General features: G+C 58.2%; 14 protein-coding genes and 3 pseudogenes. 12 read left to right on the forward strand and 5 right to left on the reverse strand.

The genetic code is table 11. The features are described 5' to 3' along the window. Positions 1-148 precede the first annotated feature (148 nt). The 6 genes and pseudogenes from NCT32_RS35705 to NCT32_RS37400 all read left to right on the forward strand — a co-directional run bounded on the left by NCT32_RS35705 (position 149) and on the right by NCT32_RS37400 (position 3,882). A complete protein-coding gene (locus NCT32_RS35705) occupies positions 149-1,501 on the forward strand; it encodes an IS30 family transposase (protein WP_250491424.1) in 1,353 nt (450 codons plus the stop codon). A 76-nt stretch (positions 1,502-1,577) separates the two neighbouring features. Next, positions 1,578-1,934, forward strand: coding sequence for an integrase core domain-containing protein (locus NCT32_RS37740; RefSeq protein ID WP_409241570.1), 357 nt, complete (start codon positions 1,578-1,580; stop codon positions 1,932-1,934). 34 nt (positions 1,935-1,968) lie between these two features. Further along, positions 1,969-2,280, forward strand: a pseudogene (locus NCT32_RS35710) (transketolase); the annotation flags it as partial. Continuing rightward, positions 2,277-3,278 carry a transketolase family protein gene (locus NCT32_RS35715; protein WP_250491414.1) on the forward strand — a complete coding sequence of 334 codons (1,002 nt, stop codon included), beginning with the start codon at positions 2,277-2,279 and terminating at the stop codon, positions 3,276-3,278. The pseudogene NCT32_RS35710 and the gene NCT32_RS35715, both read left to right, overlap by 4 nt. Positions 3,279-3,553: 275 nt before the next feature. Continuing rightward, complete coding sequence (locus NCT32_RS35720; RefSeq protein ID WP_250491415.1) at positions 3,554-3,754, forward strand: hypothetical protein; 201 nt, start codon at positions 3,554-3,556, stop codon at positions 3,752-3,754. Continuing rightward, on the forward strand, positions 3,751-3,882 hold the full coding sequence (locus NCT32_RS37400) for a hypothetical protein (RefSeq protein WP_284508627.1): 132 nt from the start codon (positions 3,751-3,753) through the stop codon (positions 3,880-3,882). Before NCT32_RS35720 ends, NCT32_RS37400 begins: the two co-directional genes overlap by 4 nt. A 219-nt stretch (positions 3,883-4,101) precedes the next feature. On the opposite strand, the gene NCT32_RS35725 is transcribed toward NCT32_RS37400, so the two are convergent. The 4 genes from NCT32_RS35725 to NCT32_RS37745 all read right to left on the reverse strand — a co-directional run bounded on the left by NCT32_RS35725 (position 4,102) and on the right by NCT32_RS37745 (position 9,477). Continuing rightward, positions 4,102-5,235 carry an IS110 family transposase gene (locus tag NCT32_RS35725; protein WP_250491416.1) on the reverse strand — a complete coding sequence of 378 codons (1,134 nt, stop codon included), beginning with the start codon at positions 5,233-5,235 and terminating at the stop codon, positions 4,102-4,104. Between the two features lie 1,190 nt (positions 5,236-6,425). Next, positions 6,426-7,166, reverse strand: a complete 741-nt coding sequence (locus NCT32_RS35730) for a DUF3223 domain-containing protein (protein WP_250491417.1) — start codon at positions 7,164-7,166, stop codon at positions 6,426-6,428. A 361-nt stretch (positions 7,167-7,527) separates the two neighbouring features. After that, on the reverse strand, positions 7,528-8,871 hold the full coding sequence (locus tag NCT32_RS35735) for an alkaline phosphatase family protein (RefSeq protein WP_250491418.1): 1,344 nt from the start codon (positions 8,869-8,871) through the stop codon (positions 7,528-7,530). Positions 8,872-9,186: 315 nt separating this feature from the next. Further along, on the reverse strand, positions 9,187-9,477 hold the full coding sequence (locus NCT32_RS37745; RefSeq protein ID WP_409241571.1) for a DUF29 family protein: 291 nt from the start codon (positions 9,475-9,477) through the stop codon (positions 9,187-9,189). A 2,307-nt stretch (positions 9,478-11,784) separates the two neighbouring features. On the opposite strand from NCT32_RS37745, the gene NCT32_RS35740 reads away from it, so the two are divergent. The 6 genes and pseudogenes from NCT32_RS35740 (at position 11,785) to NCT32_RS35770 (ending at position 20,620) form a co-directional block, all read left to right on the forward strand. Continuing rightward, positions 11,785-12,264, forward strand: coding sequence for a LysR family transcriptional regulator (locus NCT32_RS35740; RefSeq protein WP_250491419.1), 480 nt, complete (start codon positions 11,785-11,787; stop codon positions 12,262-12,264). Positions 12,265-12,833: 569 nt separating this feature from the next. Further along, positions 12,834-13,748: pseudogene (locus tag NCT32_RS35745) on the forward strand (lipid A biosynthesis lauroyl acyltransferase). Between the two features lie 555 nt (positions 13,749-14,303). Further along, a complete protein-coding gene (locus NCT32_RS35750; RefSeq protein ID WP_250491425.1) occupies positions 14,304-15,602 on the forward strand; it encodes a TAXI family TRAP transporter solute-binding subunit in 1,299 nt (432 codons plus the stop codon). A 446-nt stretch (positions 15,603-16,048) separates the two neighbouring features. Further along, positions 16,049-16,849, forward strand: a complete 801-nt coding sequence (locus NCT32_RS35755; RefSeq protein WP_250491420.1) for a hypothetical protein — start codon at positions 16,049-16,051, stop codon at positions 16,847-16,849. A gap of 733 nt (positions 16,850-17,582) precedes the next feature. Further along, positions 17,583-18,761, forward strand: coding sequence for a porin (locus tag NCT32_RS35760; protein WP_250491421.1), 1,179 nt, complete (start codon positions 17,583-17,585; stop codon positions 18,759-18,761). Positions 18,762-19,915: 1,154 nt separating this feature from the next. Then, the gene (locus NCT32_RS35770) at positions 19,916-20,620 is read left to right on the forward strand and encodes a response regulator transcription factor (RefSeq protein WP_250491422.1); all 705 of its coding nucleotides are present in this window, start codon (positions 19,916-19,918) and stop codon (positions 20,618-20,620) included. Positions 20,621-20,663: 43 nt separating this feature from the next. Here the strand turns inward: NCT32_RS35770 and NCT32_RS35775 are convergent. Next, positions 20,664-20,903 (reverse strand): annotated as a pseudogene (locus tag NCT32_RS35775) (hypothetical protein); the annotation flags it as partial.

The raw sequence follows: 20,903 nt of genomic DNA on the forward strand, positions 1-20,903 counted from the left end.
ATGACCTGATACCCAACGACAACCACCCCGTTGACCGGCCAAAATAGTTGTCGCTGACCGGCCGCGCTGCTTGACGCACTCTAGGATTCAACCGGTCGTCGCAACACCTTTGATCGAGGAGGTGTTTATGGGACGACCAGCGGGCTGGATGCGTAAGTTGACAGGGCGAGGAGCGATGCGCTCGCCAGGTGCGCCGTCGCATCGACGTGAGATCGAGCGGCGATTCTGGGAGCAAATCGCAACAGGTATTACAAGCGAGAAGGCTGCAGAGGCGGTTGGCGTGTCGCAGGCAGTAGGCACTCGCTGGTTCCGTCATAATGGCGGCATGCCACTTTCCATGTTGAGCCCGATATCCGGGAGGTACCTGTCGTTCGCGGAGCGAGAAGAGATTGGACTACTTTCGCATCAAGGCGTCGGGGTGCGCGATATTGCTCGTCGTATCGGACGCAGCCCATCAACGGTCTCCCGGGAATTGACACGTAACGCTGCAACGCGTGGCGGGCAGCTTGAGTATCGGGCTTCGGTTGCGCAGTGGAAGGCAGAGCTGGTTGCCAAACGACCTAAACCTTCGAAACTGGTGACTAACCCACGGCTGCGCCACTACGTGCAAGACCGTCTGGAGGGCAAGGTTCGCGACGCTGATGGCCGTGAGATTTCTGGGCCCCGGCAAGCACCATTCAAAGGGAGAAACAAACCGCATCGCGGTGACCGTAAATGGGTCAATGGCTGGTCGCCCGAACAGATTTCCAACCGGCTGCAGACCGACTTCCCGGATGACGAATCCATGCGCATCTCTCACGAAGCCATTTACCAGGCTCTCTATATTCAGGGCCGAGGAGCTCTCAAGCGCGAGCTGGTCAGCTGTCTGCGCACTGGGCGGGCGTTGCGCGTGCCGAGGGCCCGGGCACAAGCCAAGGCCTGGGCGCACGTTAGCGAGGACGTGATGATCTCCAGCCGACCTGCAGAAGTGCAGGATCGTGCTGTGCCAGGGCATTGGGAAGGTGACCTGATCATCGGCCTGAACCGGTCCGCAATCGGAACGCTGGTTGAGCGGACAAGCCGGTTCACCATGCTCGTCCATCTACCTCGCGAGGAGGGCTACGGGCTATTGCCCAGAACGAAGAATGGTCCCGCGCTGGCTGGCTACGGAGCTGTCACGATGGCCAATGCGCTCAAGAAGACCGTGACTGACATGCCTGCCCAGTTGTGGCGGTCATTGACTTGGGATCGTGGCAAAGAACTATCCGATCACGCCCGCTTTACGGTCGAGTCCGGGGTAAAGGTATTCTTCGCCGACCCGCACAGTCCATGGCAGCGCGGCACGAACGAGAACACGAACGGCCTTCTGCGGCAATACTTTCCAAAGGGCACAGACCTGTCCCGGTGGAGCGCCCGAGAGATCCAGGCCGTCGCCAATGCACTGAATTCCAGACCCCGGAAAACGCTTGGTTGGAAGACACCGGCCGAAGCCCTGGACGAATACCTGAGGTCTGTTCAATAATCGAGTGTTGCGACGACCGGTTGAATCCGCCCAATACACGTCAATTGCCTTCGGAAAGCGCTGCCGCGAAGCGGGCGTGCAACCATCGATGGGTACGGCCGGCGACGCCTACGACAACGCAATGTGCGAATCCTTCTTTGGGACGCTTGAAGCAGAGCTCCTGTCGCGCGAACACTTCGCGACCCATGAACAAGCACGGAGGCGCATCTTCTGCTTCTTGGAAGGCTGGTACAACGTACGCCGCCTGCATAGCAGCATCGGCTATTGTTCGCCGCTCGAATTCGAGAACCTGAGCGCGAAGACAAAAACCGCATCACCCTGCGGGTTGCCCACCGACGGGCAGCGTCGCGGTCGTGAGAAGCGACCCGCTGCCCGTCCGTGGACAACCCGCGACTCTACGCTTAACGGAGGCCAGACCACGACACATCTTTGACTGCAAATCTGTCCGTCGGAGCGGGTCAATCTCAGTCGACGTCAACAACCAGCAAGCCGATGGTCCCTCATCGCAAATCATGGCGTTCGAACCGCTCGTCGAGAAGCTCGAAGCGTTCGGCTGGTACACGCAACGCATCGACGGCAACGATATCAATGCGGTGAAAGCGGCGTTCGACAACGCACGCAATCATCCGGAGGCAAAGCCGCGGATTATCGTTTGCGATACGCGCATGGGCTGCGGCGTGCCGTTCCTCGAAGAACGGGAAAAGAACCACTTTATCCGCGTCGATGCCCATGAGTGGCAACTGGCGCTTGCCGCACTCGAAGCCGGGAGACAAGCATGAGCGATACCACCACCAAAAAGCCGCGCCTGAAGACATCGGCGATGATCGCCTCGATCGCAGGCGAAGGACAAGTCACGCGTTCCGCGCCGTTCGGCCATGCGTTGGCGAAGCTGGCTCGGGAGAAGACGAACGTAGTCGGCATGACTGCCGACCTCGGCAAGTACACCGACCTGCACATCTTCGGGAAGGAATTCCCTGAACGCTACTATCAGATGGGCATGGCCGAGCAGTTGTTGATGGGTGCGGCCGCCGGCATGGCGCATGAAGGCGCCCAACCGTTCGTCACGACCTATGCCGTGTTCGCGACCCGTCGCGCCTATGACTTCATGCACCAGGCCATCGCCGAAGACAACCTTGATGTGAAGATCATCTGCGCGCTGCCGGGACTCACGACCGGCTACGGCCCGAGACATCAGGCGGCGGAGGATATCGCTGTTATGCGAGCGATGCCAAACATGACGGTCATTGACCCCTGCGATGCGCTCGAAACCGAGCAGATGCTGGCTGCGATTTCGGAGCACAAGGGTCCGGTGTATGCGCGCCTGCTGCGCGGTAACGTTCCTGCCGTACTCGACGAATACGACTACCAATTCGAGCTCGGCAAGGCGAAGCTTCTGCGCGACGGCGCCGAGGTGCTCATTATCTCCTCGGGCATCATGACGATGCGTGCATTAGAAGTGGCGAAGGCGCTGGAAGCGGACAACGTTGGGGTGGGCGTGCTGCACGTGCCGACCATCAAGCCGCTCGACACCGAGACGATCCTGCGGGAAGCCAAACGGACCGGCCGCCTGGTGGTGGTCGCCGAGAACCACTCGACGATCGGCGGCTTGGGGGAAGCCGTCGCAACCACGCTGCTCACGGCTGGCGTCACGCCGATGTATCGGCAAATCGCATTGCCCGATGAGTTCCTTGCTGCGGGCGCGTTACCGACCTTGCACGATCGCTACGGCATCTCGACCAATGTGATGGCCGAAACCATCAAGGGATGGCTTGGATGAGCCTGCGGGCTCCCTCGAACGCCTCGTCGCGACGGGGGGCCGATCAAATCACGATGTGACTCGGTTTTCGATTTGCCCAGAGTGGAGGACGGTGCGTCCCGTTCGTTGACGCACCGCTCAACAAAGACAGGCGATTTCAGGTGCAATATCTAACGGCGCCCGTCCTCAATCGTATGCCATTAGGAATGCGAAAGGAGACAAAAGTTAAATCTATTAAAGTGATCTGTTTTGTGTGCTGAAGGCCCTTGAACATCCGAAAGAACGAAGGAGCACCCGTGAACAAACTGCCCTACCTGGTGGCCGCGCGCGGGATCGTAAAGAGTTACGGTCCGACGAGTGTCCTCAAAGGATTCGATTTGTCGGTCGCCGCAGGAGAGGTGCATGCTTTTCTCGGCGGAAATTCGGACGGCCCGCTCGACTACCCGGCTTCTTCTCTGAGGACTCTGACAAAGTGGTGTCCATCAAATCGAAAATGATGGACATCATTTTGCTGCGTATTGAGGTCACGCCCTACGACGGTCGAGACGAGCCTTCTGATATGACTTTCCATGTCAATCGCGATACCTGCGTTTTTGGCTTTTCCATAGGCAAAGGAATTTCCTGAGGGCGACGTAGCAGTAAGGCCGACGGTGAATCACGCTGATATCCGCGGGTTGGGTACCGCATTACGGAGGTCCGTCATATGAGCCTGCCACTTTCTTACGCCGCGAGTCGGCCTGCTGTCTGCCGTCGCGAAGCGGCGCCGTGGGTTGCTCTTGTACCGGGCTACGCCGCCTTCAGGAAACTCTCAAGAATGTTGTGACGGGGTTTTGCCTCGTGAGTGTTATGCCTGCTGTGCAGCGCGCCGCGGCAATGCCAGTGACATCGCCATCCGGCCGATATCCCAGATAAAGCCCGCGAGTTCCCGGGCAACAGCTACCACCGCAACATTGACGTTCTTGCCTCGCGTCGCAAGTTTGCGATACTTCTTGCATAGCCGTAGCTGTGCGTCCCACGCACGATCGACGATCGCCTTTGGAATGCCTTCGTGTCGAGGCTGCAGTGTTTTACCTACGCGGGCCGGATGTCGGTAGCTCCACGCTGCTTCGACCGGCAGCTTTCTTGCATAGCTGTTGCCCGCCTTGGTGACGCCCCCTTGGCGTCGCGTTCCTCCGGACGAATGTTCTGAAGGTGTGATGCCCAGCCACGCCATCAACTGGCGTGGATGCTCGCAGCGTGAGAGATCGCCGAGCTCGGAGATCATGCCGACTGCCGTAATGAACTCGATGCCGCGCATCGCCTGTAACGCCAGCACTGCCGGATAGAAACCCCACTCGACGACGGCTTCGCGTAGCGCCACTTCCAGTCGCTCACACTGTGCTAGCCGATCCTCGATTGTGCGTCGATGTTCTTCAAACGCAAGTTGCCTCCATGCTGTCTCGAAGGAATATTTGCTTAGCCAGCGTCGATGTGCGACGCCCCAGTCCGCGCGTCCGACATAGTGCACACCGTGGCTTAGCAGGAAGGACTTCAGTCGTTGTCGCGCGTGCCGTAAATCGTCCCTCGCCGATGCCCAGGCTCGCGCCAAATCCCTGAACGCCTCGTCCTCGACGCTTGGTACATATACCGCTGAGAGGTCGCCGGCACGCAGCGAACGCGCCAGCTTTATCGCGTCGCGTCGGTCAGTCTTGACCCGTTCTCCAGGCTTCCGTGGAATCAATGATGGCGCACATACCATGCAGTCGAAGCCTTGCTTGACCAGACGCCGGTACAGCCCGTAACCGCAGGGCCCAGCCTCGTAGACGACTCGGATATGCCGCCCTTTGGATCGCAGTCGCTTGCACAGGCGATCAATTTCCGTCGGCGTCGTCCCGATCTTACCCATTAGCTCAACTTCACCCGAATCAATCGCATAGGCAACTGTGATCGATTCCTTATGCACATCAAGCCCGACGTATACCGTGCTATCGTTGTCCATGCTGGCCTCCGTGGGGAAGTTGCCGGGGTGCGGCCTTTGCCCACCCATGCGGCTCTGGCAGCGATGCTAACCCGCGTTGATGCCTCACGCCAGGCCAGCCCCTCTACCCACGGAAAGTCATACTGACTTACGATCCCTCCGCCACCGGGTGAGCCGATGGCTTGCCCAGCGCTCGATCGCCTGGGCTTTTTCGTCGAATTGCCGACGTCACAGCTGCGCCGATCCGGCGTCTCTCACGCTCGACGAGAGACGGCTGACGCGTCGCTCCGCGTCGACGGTTGGTCGATGTCGGGCGGCTGCAGGAGAGTCTTGGTTTGCCTTCTGTAACGCTGCGGACCTCTCTGATGGATCCGCTCGGCCATCGACGTTACAACGACGTGTTCCGTTACTGCCGTCCCTCTCGCTCATGGCCACCACAGTGTTGTCCATCAATTCGAAAGGCTGGGGGTGTGTCCTGCCCATTATCGCGTCATCGAATCGAGGTGTTGGCGCTGCGGTCGTGTAGCACCATTTCGCGTGAACGTTCGGCTTCTCGAAGTGCGGTTTCACTGTGCAAATTGCTATGCGAGTCATGGCGGCACATGGACACCGGAGAACGCTCACCCGATGAAACCGGAGCACCGCAGCGCGTTCACACGCCGCTATCTTGATAGTTGCCTGGTTTAAACCTTGACTTGGCAAGGGGCACAATGTTCCCGTTTCGGCTCACCGATCGCTTCCGGTGCAGGCTGGTTGGGAGGTCTTGCCTCATCTGCAGACGTCCAGACCTGAAAATGCGTCGGTATTCGCGAGCGGTGACACAATTCCTTCAGCGGTAAGTAAGTATGCGAACTACTCGCGCATTTCCCGGGTCGACGAACTGGGCGCCCGTGGTTGACAGAATTCCTGGGACAACGGAGACAGATTCCCTTCGTTCTACGACCAGGGACGTTGCCGCCGTCGCCATGCAGCACTGATGTGCCGCCTAGAGCAGCCGGCGGCACTTTGATATCAATGACAAAGCTGCGGAGATTCATGTCCGAGGGCCGTTCGCTCCGTGGTCCTAGGCAATGCGGACCAACATGACGTCAAAGGACTCGGTCATCGGTGTTTATCGGATGCCTTCTGAAGAGGTCTGGAGTCGAGATATCGTAGGGGGGAACTGGTCGTCGGCTTCCGCATCAGTCCCGCCCAGATGCCTTCGGGCGCGACTAGAGCTGAACCGGCCGTTGAACTTCTGGCTGACGTCGTCCAACCGCCGCTGACATTTTCGCGCGCTTCGCGACAATCCTTAACCTTGCGACGGCGTTGTGATATTTAGCAAACGCCTCTGCCATGGCAGGCTCCGCAAAGACCGTTAACATGGATGTGTCGGAACACGTCGTAATCGTGCCCACCGGGACGCCGTGCGACCAGCCGCGCATCGCCCGGAAACTAACCACGATCTGGGCGAATGACATACCGACGTGGTCCAGATGTCCTTCTTCAAACGTTAAAGGCGCGCCAGTAAGTTCGCAAGGAACGCGCCGCAAATCATCTCCGTACCGCTCGTAGGCCCGTTTCTTCGCGGCCAGCAGGAACGGTTGCACGGCAGTCCAGCACGCAGCTGTAAATTGCACTGCGTCGCTTTTAGGCTGTGCCCTCACAGCAACGGCGTGGCTAAAATCAGTCGCATCGCCTCGCGTGCGAACAACCCAAAAAGCGACGCTCGAGAAGCTTTCGCTTCCATAGCGGCGCCGCTCGAAGTGGTCGATTCCCGTTCCGGCCTTGGGCGTTCCGGCGTTGATAGCGAGATCGTACCGCTCAATCAACGCCGCCAGGTCGTCATGATCTTGAGCGTCGTCGACCGCCTGCTCGTCCGCGTAGCGCTCGAGCATCTGCTGAAAGTGATCAAGCGCCGCCTTTTGCGAAGGCCAACACTTGCCATTGGACAACTTCACTTCTATCGCCATGCCGAACTCCGGTTCTTCCACCGATGACCGATATTTCAATGGCCAGAAAGATTTGTAAAGGAGACTTACAAAAGAGGACACTTAGATGGTTAGGAACGCGTGCACATTCGGAAAAGGGGAGCGTCTGTGTCTGAGAACCGCATATCACCCGGATAGGAGTACTTGGCTGTTGACGGGTCCCAAAAGGTCGGAGGCCGAGGGACGGCAAGGAAACAGCTCACCCGTTGTCGAGCTGTCCCTAACGGCGACGGGTGCGAACAAGTCTCCGCCCGGGTCGAAGATGTTGGCCTGGGCGCCTGCAGACGCGGTACTTCGCTGGAATTGCTCCGTCTTATCAAGAAGGTTACCTTCAAAAAACGCCCTAATGATGCGCGTACAGCGGTAGGAAAGGGTCTTTGGAGCGAGGTGCGCCTTCGCTCGACGGTCGCGCCGTTCCAATCGTCGCGATGGGCAAGGGGCATTGCGGGATGTCCGAACGAGGTGCTGAAAGGCTCAATATTCTTGTAAAGTCGTCGGTTGCGCGCACGCGCGCCGTCAGGTCGAGCAGTCCATTAAGTCCCAGCAGTTTGTCCGTGGTTTTTAGTATCGATGTGTGGTCGTACACCGAATGGTCGATGGTTCCGGCCGGTACGAATGGAGAAACGACGATAGCTGGCACGCGTACTCCCATCCGGTCGAAGGAGAAGTTATGAGTCTTCAGGCGGGCGTTCTCGGCTGAACCAGGCGGCACGGCAATCGGAGGTGTCACATGGTCGAAGAAGCCCCCATGCTCATCGAAGACGACGAGCAGCACGCTAGTTGACCATAGCCTAGATGCGCTGATAGCGTCGTAGACCTGCTTCACCAACGCTTCTCCTTTTCGAACGTCACCGGCCGGATGCATTGAATTGCCATTTCGGAAGTCGTTCTTCGCGTCGTATGTCGGCTCGATGAATATGAACTTCTCCGTCAGCGAGTTGGAAGCGAGACGAGAAAGAAGCGTATCCATTCCAACGAAGCGGCTGAGCAGATTCTGCATGCCGTAGATGCCGCGTGCCTGAGCGACGTCCCCCTGCACGATGAGCCAGTCCGACGCCTGAATCTTCGAAAACACCGTACCGTTTGGGAAAGTAAAGATCGGGGCGTTGAAGAACACCGCTTCCACAACTTGCGCATCGCTCGGCGAATGGTCGAGCCCGGAGGACGTCCCCGCCAACGCAAAGAAGCGATTAGGCCACGTCGGTCCTGGCATCGAGGCAAACCAGTTGTCGCATATGCCGAACTGGCTCGCCAAGAAGTTCAAGACGGGAAGTTGGTCGGGCGTGAAGGCGTTGAAGGCATCCGCTACCACGTCGGAGTGGTCCTCGTATGTCCCTGCAAAACCGGTCGTTGACGCGTCTGTAGCGAACGGCGGATAGCCTGAAGCGCCCAGAACCAGGGAATCATGGCGAGCGGCGTCCCCGTTGGCAACCTGCAAGCCGCACAATTGGACACACGCATCGGTGAATTCGTGGCCCGGGTCGAAGCCAAGTGCATACGGCGCACCTTTGCCTAGCTGGTACGAAGTCCCGGTTCTTCCGAAGTTGACGACGGATGCTGCGGGCAGCCCATTCGCCGTCGTCGACTCGCCGGCCGGCGTCGTGCCTGTCAGGGTGGACCATCCGAACACGCTGTCATAAGAGCGGTTCTCAAGCATCAGAATGAACACGTGCTGTATAACGGTCATGGGTCACCTCGGATGATCTTCGATGGCGTCTAGCTCGTCAGGCGGCGGGCCGAACGGATTGCCGTTTCACGACTAATTAGCTTTCGCCTCTTACTTTAAATTCCCACAATACGCGGGCGGCCTCCGATGGGTATCCCCATAAATCCGACGAAACGCGCTTTGAATGAACTGACGGCCCTCACCGCTTGATAAGCGTCCGGGCCTCGGGCGGCCTCGGCCATAAATTCTAATCCGATGCCTGCTCAACGCTATACGAGCAATTCCTCGAAACCAGGCGCTCGTTGAGACCCGTGCACATGATAATCCGGCTTCGGGCTAGCGACCACGCATTGATGTACTCTTCGTCGAGGAATATTCGAAGTTAGGTGCGTTTTCGATGCGCAATGGTATAGCGGACCGCTCGTCGTGAACACGTAGATACCATGCCGTTAGTCGGACGCCATCCAGGTGCTCCCACTGAAATAAGCTTTGCTGAAGTCGGGGGAATTGCGCACCCAACTCGTACTTAAGCTCCCGGGCAACGGACTCCAGTTCGCCCGCGACGTTGCCCTTGTCGACGCTTTCCAATTTGCCTGCACCCAACAGTGCGGCCTGCTCCTGCGCCATAAAAACAAATTATCGTCTTATCCGTGCATTTATTCGCCTTCCAAGAGGGTGTGCCTACATCTGTTGTTCTCGAATACCGACGATGTTCGGTAATTAGCGAACATCGGACTGCAAAGAACTGAACGCACGTTTGCAATCAAAGGGCAAGCCCGTTCAATTGAGATGCATTCCCGTCTGCTCGACACGGGGAGCGCGTCGCGAATTTTTTCAGATAACAGCTCCCCAATCAGTTTGATAATTAAGAGCGCCGCACGTATGTGCGATGCCGGTTGGCAACTCCTGCTTTTCGGCTTGCCAACGCTTTCGTGCGGTATAGAACCGGCAGTGGCCGGCACGGAGGTTCGTACCAGTCAGGTAATCTCCTGAAGATGCCGTCGGCTGCGCACGCATAGGCGAGCGGTGCGACGAGCGGTTTGTTCATCGTTTCTAGAATCGATGTCTCACGGTGCAAATTGTTCTGAGCGGCAGTGTCGCGGTCCACGACCAACGACGGGTCGCTGTGAAAGGGATGCACAACTCATAGTCGCCGAGCCACTCCCCCCGTTCTCTTCACTTCCGTCGGCACGCCATGCAAAAGGAGATGGACTTCCTGTCGAATAGGTTTATCGTTGAAACTCAGGCGATTTCCCTTGGCTACTGCCAGAGACCCCCGCCCCACGGCTTGGCACTGGATTACGGAGCGCGACCAAGACAAGCAGTCAAAGTGCGCGCGAGCGTCGTCCCATTGCCGACTTATCGGAACACTCATGTGCAGGAGTCGAACATGAAAACATCTGTTATGGCCGCGGCGGTTGCAGCCGCACTTTCGCTCGCTGGCTTGGCCCAAGCCCAAGAGTCCCCCGACACGTTGCAGTCGATGCCGTCGCAGGCTCAACAAAATGTACAGGCGGCCCCGGGAGGCTCGGCTTATGGCGGTACACTTTCCTCGCAAAGTGCGAGCGGAAAGGCGTCGATCCTAGGAACGCGTAACGGGAACAATTGCACGCCGCTGCCTTTCTGCAACGTGTACACTGGCGGTCAGTAGTCCGAATCTTACTGAAATTCTGGGGCTCACTTGTCCCTGCGCCTTGGGGAAGGGGGCATGACGGCGTCCAGGTGGCGCCTGGACCACCGACCTGGCCGACCTTCTGGGCTCTGCGGGCAGCAAAGCTTGTTCTTTTTGTTCGAACCCCAAACGCCGGCGGAAGCCGCTTGGAAGTGCGAGCTGTTGTGCGACCGACAGTTGTCTATCCAGACAAACGGCTGGGTTTGAAGCTCGGAAGACAACGTGCCTCTCGGTTGACGTCTCACTCCGGTGACGCGGCGCGTCGACAGTGCCAGCCGCCGTGCGGTGTGAAATGCCATGCGAGTTCCGCATGCGTGACGTAAGAGAAGGATTGGAAGAGACTGCTCCTTCCGTGCATTCAGCCTTTTGTTTTGCGCGTATCGTGGATTTGCGACGCATCCGGTACGTGACGAAACGCATCCCGTTCACCAGCGCCTCGGCGCGCCTCTTGGTCGCGCTGGCGCTGCTGCTGCCTGTAACGGATTCCGACGCCCAGGGGCTTGAGCCGCGGGCATACTCGGCCGCACCCACAGTCAATGAACTTTCTTGTGGCCGGCTACACCCGCTGCACCGGTCAGGTCGTTACGGACCCGTCGCTCCCGGTCACCGACATACATGCAACGATCAACCCGTTTGGCCTCGGATACGCGCGTGTGTTCAACCTAGTCTAGGTAGCCGTACCGCATCAGTCGGATTCGCTGTTCCGTTTGAAAACGGCGATGTCTCTGGCTGGCGGTGACTAGAAGGTGATCTCGCTGGCGCTGTAGTATCGATGGCTGGTGATGAGCTGCCTTGATCACGCGTGAATCTCGCACCTAAGCTGAAACGCAATGACAGGCCGAATGTTTGCAGCCGCCTCGGTACCTGTGCATGGCGTCGACATTAATACCGGCAAATCCAGCCCGCACTTGCAGTGGGCTTGGTCGCGGTCTATCTATGCTGACATAGCCGACAAGCACCACGTGAGCGATATGTACACAGAGCGTTTGCGCGGTTTTTCTTCCAGCGCGCGTTCAAGGCGCAAATGCGGGTGGCGCAAGTGCTTTTGAATGATGTGAAAAGTTGCACGCGTAACATTTACTGCAATGCCGTAAGAAACTGGGCGAGCCGCTGGAATAGCGGATGACAATCGGCTTGAAAAGGATTATCTAATAAGCGTAGAGATTCGCGATACTGCTCCATATTCGCTTCGCGCTCCCGCTTTGCTGAGTGCGCGCTCCGGTGGCGGTAGGGACAACGAGGCGGGGCAGGAGGACGATAACATGAGCACGACCCAGGCGACGCGTGTCTTCGCGCGCGTAGCGGAGACGGAGAGTTTTCACTGCGTTGCTCGTGAAGCCAAGGTCTCAAATGCGCCGGTTAGTCGGGCTATTGCATTACTCGAAACTCACTTTGGAACGGGTCTGATCAACCGCACCACTCGCGAGATTTCGCTGACGGATGCCGAAGCGCATTACTTGGAAAGGTGCCGCGCAATTTTGAAAGAACTCAATCACCTCAAGTCGACGATTAGTTCGACGGAGGCGGGGCCGGGCGGCACTTTGCGAGTCGTCGCGTCGGGTGCGCTATTGTCGCTGACACTAGCTCAACTGGTCGCCGGATTCTGCAAGCGCTATCGAAGCGTAATCGTAGGCCTAACTCTCATCGAGGTTGAGGTCGGCTTTGGCCGCGGCGGCAATGGCGTTGGCATCGTAACAGGCGCGACGGTTAGCGCTGCCTCATTCGGGCAGGGATTCAAGTAGCGATCTTAGGTTAGCTATAAACGGCTCCAGATTACGTGTAACAACCCGGTTGCTGGCGGCACATACAGGGTGAACATCATGGAATTCGTTGTGTTGCTTGCAATTTTCCTCACGTCGAGTGGGTATCTCCTCAAGGCCTCAATACCGCCATCTAACCCGGCGGCCGCGGCGTCGGTTTCGCCAGTGGCGAATGCGTCGGGCGCTGGTGATCCCGTCCTAAGCAGGACACAAGGCCCTTAGCTGAGCGCCGCAAGCACATCTACGTGCGTTGCAGTCAAGGCAGTCAGCATTGAAGGAGGATTCCTCGGCCGCCGGCTCTTACGCCGTATGCCTTAAGCTCGCTGCCGACAGTGTGAGCAGGGACCATCCTTGTGATCCGGCAGCCGTCCGCACTCGCATCGGTCGGCATCGGCCATCGCCACGATGGTCTTCCGCCTTGCGGGGACGTTCGAACGCGGGGTTCGCCGTTTAGCGCAGTCGAAAGGAAGCACCACGGTCGACAACTCTTCCGGAATGTCGTTCTGGAACAAGGCGGATCTGTGAGTCGGTGAAATTATGTAGGCGCCGATATGCAAGCTCGCTTTCGACGCTCGATCGCCTCAGGAGAGACGTTTGGACGAAGTTGGCTTTGTCTCACCGTAGCGCTGCTACGAGCATTGTCTATCCTTACGGACTGGTCGCCAGGATCGGCAACGCGTTCGGGGCAGCTTTGTAAGTGCTTCCAAGTCGACGCAAACACGTCGTCTTTCCCAATCTGCCTCTCTGTTTCCTCGACAAGACAGAACCCGACCACGATGATCTTGCGCTGAACCACTTTCGCCACGTGGTGCGAAGCTATCTCGAGCGAGGCATACAGTGGTTCCGTGCCGCACAACCGCTGAACAAGCACGTCGAGATCGACAGCAAAATTGACCTTCACGACAAGAATGCTCCGCCTACCATTTTTATGGGTTTTCACTTCGTCGCAATCGAGGTTGGCTGCATTCTATACTCGACTCGCTTGCCTGCTGCCCTTTTTGTACACGCGCATGTCGAATGCACGCTTGTGCGAACGGGCCAGGCGACAACGCGGCAGGTTCGGCGCAGAAATGATTGGACGCTCGACCAGTGCAAGAAAGATCGTGGGACTGTTGCGCGCAGGCAAACCCGTGATGCTTGCAGGGGACATGGACCACGGCATTGACAACTCTGTTTTTGTTCCATTCTTCGGCGTCCCTGCGTGTACGCTCACTTCGGTTTCGCGACTTGCGCGGCTCGGGCATGCGCGGGTCGTACCTTTCGTGACTCAAACGTTGCCCAATTACCGCGGATATAAGTTGACAGTTTTCGAACCGTTCGACGATTTTCCGTCCGAAAACGACGCGGTGGACGCTCGTCGCATGAATACGGTTCTTGGCGAGCAGATTTTGAACCGCCCGGAACGGTATTACTGGGTACATCGACGCTTTAAGCATCGTCCGCCGGAGGCGGCGCCGGTGTGTTGAACACGTCGTCGTTTTGTCATTTTTGCCAGTGCTCCGCCACGATATCACGGTGCCGCCACTGAAGAGAGTTCAAAGCGATGCTCCATGGCGAAGGTCGTCTCGACCCTATCCGTGGTGGACGCCGCAGTAACGCCGTTAATCCATTGACGCCCCGGATTTTCCGGTACGACTGGTCGAACCGTCGGGACGGCCAACTCGGCGGCTTCAAGTTTTTGCTCGACTCGCTGGTGTCGATGCTGGCGCAGAAGGTGCGGTTGACTGCCGTTTTGTGCGTCGTTAATCTGCGTTATCGTGCGCCGCCCGAGAGTGTCTCACGCGCCGGGCTCCCGGCACTGCCGGAAAGCTCTAACGGGTCGGTTAAGCTCAATCTGGCCGATACCAGGTTTCACAGCACTCCCGTGCCTGCGCCCCAAGCCGTGCAATTCATTGGTATCGTAGGCATTTCTCCCATACCGGATCGTGGTTTCGCCGCGCTCTCTACTGCGGCGAAACTTGGAGCGCCGGGCAATGAGTCCCAGACACAATCCAGCGCTGCAGCGCAGCCAGAAATCCCCCATGACACCGGCGAGGCGGCGCCTGCTGACCATCGGCCTGATCGTTCTGTCGGCCGCCTCCGGCTGGGTGATGATGATCGTGGTCGAACCCGCTTTCCAGCGCACCATCGTGATGACCAGCGGCGCAGACAACGGCATTTATCGCGGCTTTGCGGACCGCTACGCGCCCATCTTAAAGCGGGCGGGCATCAAGTTGGATATACGCGGTTCGTCCGGCTCGGTGGAGAATTACGAGCGATTGAGGGAGCCGAAGAGCGTCTACGACGTCGGTTTCATCCAGTCGGGCACCGTGAGTCCGAAAGAGACCGATAAACTGCAGACGATTGCCGCTGTGTCGTATGAACCGATCTGGGTGTTCTATCGTGGCGAGACTGCGGTCGACCAGCTCTCGCAATTGCGCGGCAAGAAAATTTCGATGGGCGTGCCCGGCAGCGGCCTGCTCAACGTCGCGCAGTTGCTGCTCGGCTATAGCGGCGTCACGAGCCAAAATTCCACACTACTGCAAATGGATGCGCCCGCGGCTTGTCAGCGGCTCGAAACCGGGCAAATCGACGCTGCATTCTTCATTGGGCGGCCGGACGCCGAGATGCAGAAGACACTGCTGAACAGCAGTCTAAAGCTGATGAGCTTCTCGCAGGCCGATGCGCTGGTTCAGAAAATCCCGTCGCTTTCAAAAATCGTCTTGCCGCGCGCATCAACGAGTGTCGCCGAAGACCTACCGCGCACCGACGTCACGCTGCTCGCGGCAACAGCGCTGCTCGTATCGAAAGACACAATGCATCCGGCGCTCATCTATTTGCTGCTCGACGCGGCGCGCATCGTCCACAGTCATGAAGATTACTTCACGCCGCTTGGCACGTTTCCGAACACGAACACCGAAGAATTCCCAATCTCCGATGAGAGCGTTCGCTACTTCAAATCCGGTCAGCCGTTCCTGTACCGCAATCTGCCGTTCTGGCTCGCGAGTCTGATCGAACGACGGCTGTTGATCCTCGTGCCGTTCGCGGCGCTCCTCATCGGTCTGCTTCAGGCATTGCCGCGCATGCTTGAGGCTCGGATGAGAAAACGGCTCGTGGTCTGGTATCGCGAGATCAAAGCACTAGAAGATGAAGTGTGGAACAGCACCGCGCCGACCCGCTCCCAAATTGCCCAATGGAGCGACGAGATCGAGAGCATCGACGCGAACGCGAGCCGGATCCGGATTCCGTATCGATATTTTCAGGACGTCTATGCTCTGAAACAGGCGATCGGGGTCGTGCGGGACCGGATAGCGCATGTGGCGCAGGGAGCGAAGGGTTAGAGGGACGTCGCCCACGCATCGTTCCACGTCATGGACATGACGCCGTTGAGCAGCGTCCTTACGAGCAGGCGGCAATTAGAACGGACTTTTCCCAGGCCACCAGTCAGTCCTCGCGGGTAGGCGCGGGCATATGCATCTCCCAATGGGAAAGCGTTTTTTCCTGATGCCAACGGTCCTTTCGCTGTCGACTTGTGCACACCCGAGTTCCAGCATCGCGCTGTCGCACGCGCCCAGCAACACCCGAATGTCCGCCGGCACCGTAACCGGCGTGCTTCGGCGTCTGTCCGCTCTAGGCGCAATAGCAGCCCCATCGCCCCCGCGTTTTTTTTCTGCTGACCTTGTGAGCTGCGATAGTGCTGTGCCAATGGCGCGCGCTGACCTATCGTGATAGGGAGAGCCTGATAAAGACATGCGCGCAGACGCGTTTGACGAGACCCGGGGGAGACATGCAAGCGAAGGTCGCAGGTCTGGCCGCCTGCCTTATTGCATTGGCCAGCGCAACGGCGGCGAATGCCGCATTCCGGTACGACGAACTCTGGGGCTATATCGCGTCGTCGATGGCTCAGTCCGGGGCATCCGCGACGAATCCCAGGCCGTCTGTCTATGACGAAGTGCTGCTCGAGAAAGGCGTCGATCCGGCTTCCGAAAAAAGGCAGTTGATTCTCGCGTGGATCGTGCGCATCAACAGCGACCCGGCAGTCGCCGGCAACGTCCAGCGCAAGAGTGATCTCATGCTGAACCCGGGCGCCCGCGCCGAGGCATTGGCCGAAGGACTCGGACGCATGGCGCCCGCACTGCGTCTTCAGTACGTCGCGCTGATCGCCAAGGTGCTCGACACCCTCGTTCCTCCCGACTGCTTCGGCCTAAGCGAGATGGACGCGGTGATTGACCGAGTCTCGCTGAACGCGATGTCCGACGCAGATATCGACGGATACTTCCGCATGCTGCTGGCGGCGCTTCGCGCGACGCAAACCGGGACCACGCTCGACACGCCGAGCCCGCAGCAGTACGCGCAGGCCGAGACAAGCCTCAAGCTCTCGCTACTTAGGGAGCTGGACTACGCGCCCGGCAACGTCGCGCGCTATTCGGCCTTCTCCGCCAATCCGTCAAGCGTGCCTTCCGTCGACGCATGCTGGGCGATGCGGGTGACCATACACGCCATACTCGCGATGCCTGACCCCGAGCGGGACGTCGTGTTGCGGCAAACGGTCCAGTCGCGGCGTGGCACGCCTGCGCCAGCTCGTTGAACGGGCGGGTCCGGCTTGTAATGTAGAGACCTAGATGATCGTTCCCCTATCGCGGCCTCGGCAAGGCGACGATAGATAGGAAGTGGGCTTTGTGCCGACTCTTCCAAACCGACCGGGCGGCCGCGGCACAAGGAAGCGGCATTCACGCCTTCGTGAGAGACCGGAAGGTCGCTCCTTTGCATGCGCTGTGGCGCCCGGCCCTTACCGCTACTGACCCTGTCAAGCGTGACACCTTAGTGCCCTCGAGCGAGGCGTCCGCCATCAGCGCGGCGTCGTTCAGTACATACGCCTGTAGCACAGCAGTCTGAGGACGATCGACTCAACTGAGGTCGGTTGTTTGGAAACGTCGCGAACGCGCCAGTGGAAAAAAACCGCCGAAGCGAGTGAACCACCTTGGAGAGCTAAACCCCGCTCAATTCCAGCGGAGCAGAGGTAGGTTAGCGCGAAACCGGATAAACATAAGGCGAAGATCCAATCGCCGGCATTCGAACGCCGGTTCTGAATAAAAGGATGCCGAATCAAAATCCGCGTTGCTTGCATCGCAGCACGGTCATCCCATGCGGAATATCCGTGGATGTTGCGATCCAGCGACAAACTTGACGGCTCGATAGATTCGGATACCAAATTTCGTTTATCGTCTTACAGCGAAAGCAAATTCTCCGCAGAGAGGTCAGTCGCGGTACGGGATACGTGAGCGTTTAACGAAAACAGACTTCGAACCCTGGAGTAACGCATGAAGAAAACTCTGATAGCCGGCACCGCGCTGGCCTCCTTGGCCGGTGTGGCGCAGGCGCAAAGCAGCGTGACGCTTTACGGCCTCATCGACGCAGGCCTGACCTACACGAACAGCCAAATCACCGGCACGGGAGCAGGTGGTCACAGCAACTGGCAGATGACCAGTGGAGGCGTGCAGTACAGTCGTTGGGGGCTGCGCGGAGCGGAAGATTTAGGCGGAGGGTTGCAGGCGATCTTCACTTTGGAAAACGGCTTTAACCTGAACAACGGGCAGTTGTCGTCCGCCAACCGCATCTTCAACCGTTTGGCCTACGTCGGAGTTTCCAGTCGTGACTTCGGCTCGCTGACTTTGGGACGTCAAACCGACGGCATGGTTGACTCCGTAGGGCCGCTCTCGTTGACCGGAACACAGTATGGCGGGACGCACTTCGCACATCCGTTCGACGTCGACAATCTGAACGACTCGTTCCAGATCAACAATTCGGTCAAGTATCAAAGCCCGGATTTCGCCGGCTTCAAACTCGGCGCCCTGTATGGCTTTTCGAACCAGGCCGGTGGGTTCGCGAACAATCGTGCGTACAGCGTCGGCGCTTCCTATAATTGGGGACCGTTAAATTTCGGAGCCGGGTATCTGCACCTGAACAACTCTGCCGCCACCCTGGCACAACTCAACACGGGTGGGGCCGTCACCGATACCCTTGGAACCTCGCTATCAGGCGCCCTCACTCCGACCGCAGTGCCGTTGGGCGCACTCGCTCGCCGGCAACAGACGTGGGGTGGAGGCGTCAACTACGCGTTCGGTCCGTTGGTCGCGGGTTTCGTTTATACACAGACGAACCTGACCGAACTGTTTCTGACCGACTTCAACACTCACTTCCAGAACTATGAAGGAAACATCCGGTTCGCTTTGACACCAGCCGTTATGCTCGCGGCCGCCTACACCTACTCGCGCGCCGGAGGCAACGCCGGTAGCGGTGCTCCGCACTGGAATCAGGTGAGCGCGCTCGCGAATTATGCCTTCTCAAAACGCACGGACGTCTATATCCAAAGCACGTATCAAAGCGTGAGCGCGAGGGCTGGCAATCCACTGGGGGTTGCGTGGGTCAACGGTGTGAGTTCGCCGGCATCGACGTCGAATCAGGTCGAGGCCACCGTCGGCGTGCGGCATCGTTTCTGATCAGAAGGCTCATGACTCGGACCATCATCGCTTGCGATATGCCAGATCGAAGTGCGTACTCCTAGCCTCGACCCGGTGATCCAGAGTTCGTCGGACTCCTCGCAACGACGATGTATGCGAGCAGCTCGGTTTAAAGAAGTGGCACGTTATGAATTGTTTAAGAGGAACCGTAGGAATACTGTTCATCGCGCTTGCGACAAGCGCGTGGGCGCAGACTGCGGCGCCGGCGGATCAAGCCGCTTCACAGCCGGCCCACAGCGATGAAATAGTGAAAATGCGAATGGAAGTCGCGGCGGCGAACAAGAAGTACAATCAGAAAGTCGCTGCCGCTTAAAAGGTCTTCGACCATAAGAAGGCGGAAGCCGCGAAAGAACGCGACGCTGCGATTGCGGCGGCACACAATGGAGTGAGCGGACAGTAATCACCCGGGGTCTCGTGTCGGCACCACGAGTGTGTGACGCATGGCGTAGGCGCGAACTCCGGTGCGCAGAGGTTGGTCGCGAAGCGACTGCCGAGGTAAAGGCCGCATTTCCACGGAGACGCTGGCGAGGTCCAGTGTCGCGCCGGTGGCAGCGAGGACGCATGCGAGACCTGTCTAAGACGCGCCGCGGTTGCACGGACTGGAGGGGCGGCTCAGCTCGGCCAGCACGAGACGTTCAACCAGAGCTTCACTCGGACGTTCCAACGTCCGCTCCGCCCGAAACATCGGACTTGCGCTCGCGATCATTGAAAGCTGCCCCGTCTTCTTCTTCGGCGGTCTGCGACCATGTCGGTAGCGTCGGTGCCGACCGGTACATCACGCTCAAGCTTGGGCTGGGGCGCGGCACATGGAGCGAACATGGCACACCGTGTGCAGTAGAGACCGTTAGTCCACAACTCTCTACAAGTGAAACAGCCATCACCAAGGTCAGCTCTTCTGGCACCGCCTAACGGACGGAACTCAAAGGATCCCTTTTGATTCGACGAATAAATTACGTCCGCTGGGCAACAACCAGGGCGGTGAGGGAGGTTAGCCTCTCGCAAATGCAAGGCTCGCTACCGTCTATCAAGCGTCTGCGTCCTCGCGCGATATGCTAAGCTGTGAAACAATGCTGCGCGCAAATGGTAGCGTACGATCGATTGCATTTCTGGATCTATGCAGAATAGAGGCGAGCATGAAGATTCTCTGGGTCGACGACCACGAAATTCTCTGCGTTGCTCTCTCCGAATATGTTGAAGCACACGCGTCGGAGCTGAGCGCGACCGGTATCGACGTTACGCCCGTCTTTACGCTTGCCAGCGCGCTTGAAGAAGTTAACAAGACACCGCCCCCGGACCTGGTTTTCCTGGATCTCAATCTGGATGGTGAGAACCGCGGCGCCGCGACACTTGAGCATTTCCAGGCCGGAAATCTAGCCAATGTTCCCGTGGTCATCTGCACTGGACTTGCTCCTAGAAACGATGATGAAGTTGAAATTTTGCGAATTTGCATGCGTGACTACGCCGCTCGAGGAATCCTGTTGAAAGGAGGCGCGCACAAAAAAATGTTCATTGGACTGAGCAGGATCTTGGGAGGTGAACTCTGGATCCCGGAAGAAGTCTTGCTCCGCTTTGCCTGCTCGACTCAAGCGCCCTTAGCTAGCCAAAATCAACGTCATCTTGGGCTTTCGCCGCGAGAGTGGGACGTGGCGCGTTGCATTGCACGTGGTCTCTCAGGGAAACAGATCGCGAGAGAGCTTGGCGTCTCCGAAGGACACGTCAGACAGGTTTCCTGCGTTATTTACGACAAACTTCAAGTCAGAAACCGCGTAGAAGCTGCACTGCGAGTCAATGCCGAACTGACCCATGGAAGGGGAGCAACCGATACGCGATTGTCGTGACGATCTCCTCTGCACCGCTCTTCATGTTGCGTTGCCATAACTTTTAAGCGCCTTCGGTCAACGTTTTTGGCTTATATTTTTTAAGTGCGGTTAATAAGGTTCGCTCAGAAACCGGTTTTGACAAAAGCTTCATGCCACTGAAGGCTACTTTTTTGAGCACCGCTGACGAGGTGTCCCCCGACCACAGGATTGCAGGGATCGAAACGTTGGTAGCAGCGCGGACCGCCGTAATCGCAGCAATACCGTCCTCGTGTTCCAGCCGGTAGTCGGAGAGGATGAGGTG

Source organism: Caballeronia sp. INML2 (genome assembly GCF_023631365.1).
In the GTDB taxonomy this organism is placed as follows: domain Bacteria; phylum Pseudomonadota; class Gammaproteobacteria; order Burkholderiales; family Burkholderiaceae; genus Caballeronia; species Caballeronia turbans.

Bases quoted from the DNA above. Each gene is read 5' to 3' on its own strand.
- NCT32_RS35705 (WP_250491424.1), top strand. From the start codon at position 149: ATGCGTAAGTTGACAGGGCGAGGAGCGATGCGCTCGCCAGGTGCGCCG.
- NCT32_RS35715 (WP_250491414.1), top strand. From the start codon at position 2,277: ATGAGCGATACCACCACCAAAAAGCCGCGCCTGAAGACATCGGCGATG.
- NCT32_RS37400 (WP_284508627.1), top strand. From the start codon at position 3,751: ATGATGGACATCATTTTGCTGCGTATTGAGGTCACGCCCTACGACGGT.
- NCT32_RS35725 (WP_250491416.1), bottom strand. From the start codon at position 5,235: ATGGACAACGATAGCACGGTATACGTCGGGCTTGATGTGCATAAGGAA.
- NCT32_RS35730 (WP_250491417.1), bottom strand. From the start codon at position 7,166: ATGGCGATAGAAGTGAAGTTGTCCAATGGCAAGTGTTGGCCTTCGCAA.
- NCT32_RS35735 (WP_250491418.1), bottom strand. From the start codon at position 8,871: ATGACCGTTATACAGCACGTGTTCATTCTGATGCTTGAGAACCGCTCT.
- NCT32_RS37745 (WP_409241571.1), bottom strand. From the start codon at position 9,477: ATGGCGCAGGAGCAGGCCGCACTGTTGGGTGCAGGCAAATTGGAAAGC.
- NCT32_RS35740 (WP_250491419.1), top strand. From the start codon at position 11,785: ATGAGCACGACCCAGGCGACGCGTGTCTTCGCGCGCGTAGCGGAGACG.
- NCT32_RS35750 (WP_250491425.1), top strand. From the start codon at position 14,304: ATGACACCGGCGAGGCGGCGCCTGCTGACCATCGGCCTGATCGTTCTG.
- NCT32_RS35755 (WP_250491420.1), top strand. From the start codon at position 16,049: ATGCAAGCGAAGGTCGCAGGTCTGGCCGCCTGCCTTATTGCATTGGCC.
- NCT32_RS35760 (WP_250491421.1), top strand. From the start codon at position 17,583: ATGAAGAAAACTCTGATAGCCGGCACCGCGCTGGCCTCCTTGGCCGGT.
- NCT32_RS35770 (WP_250491422.1), top strand. From the start codon at position 19,916: ATGAAGATTCTCTGGGTCGACGACCACGAAATTCTCTGCGTTGCTCTC.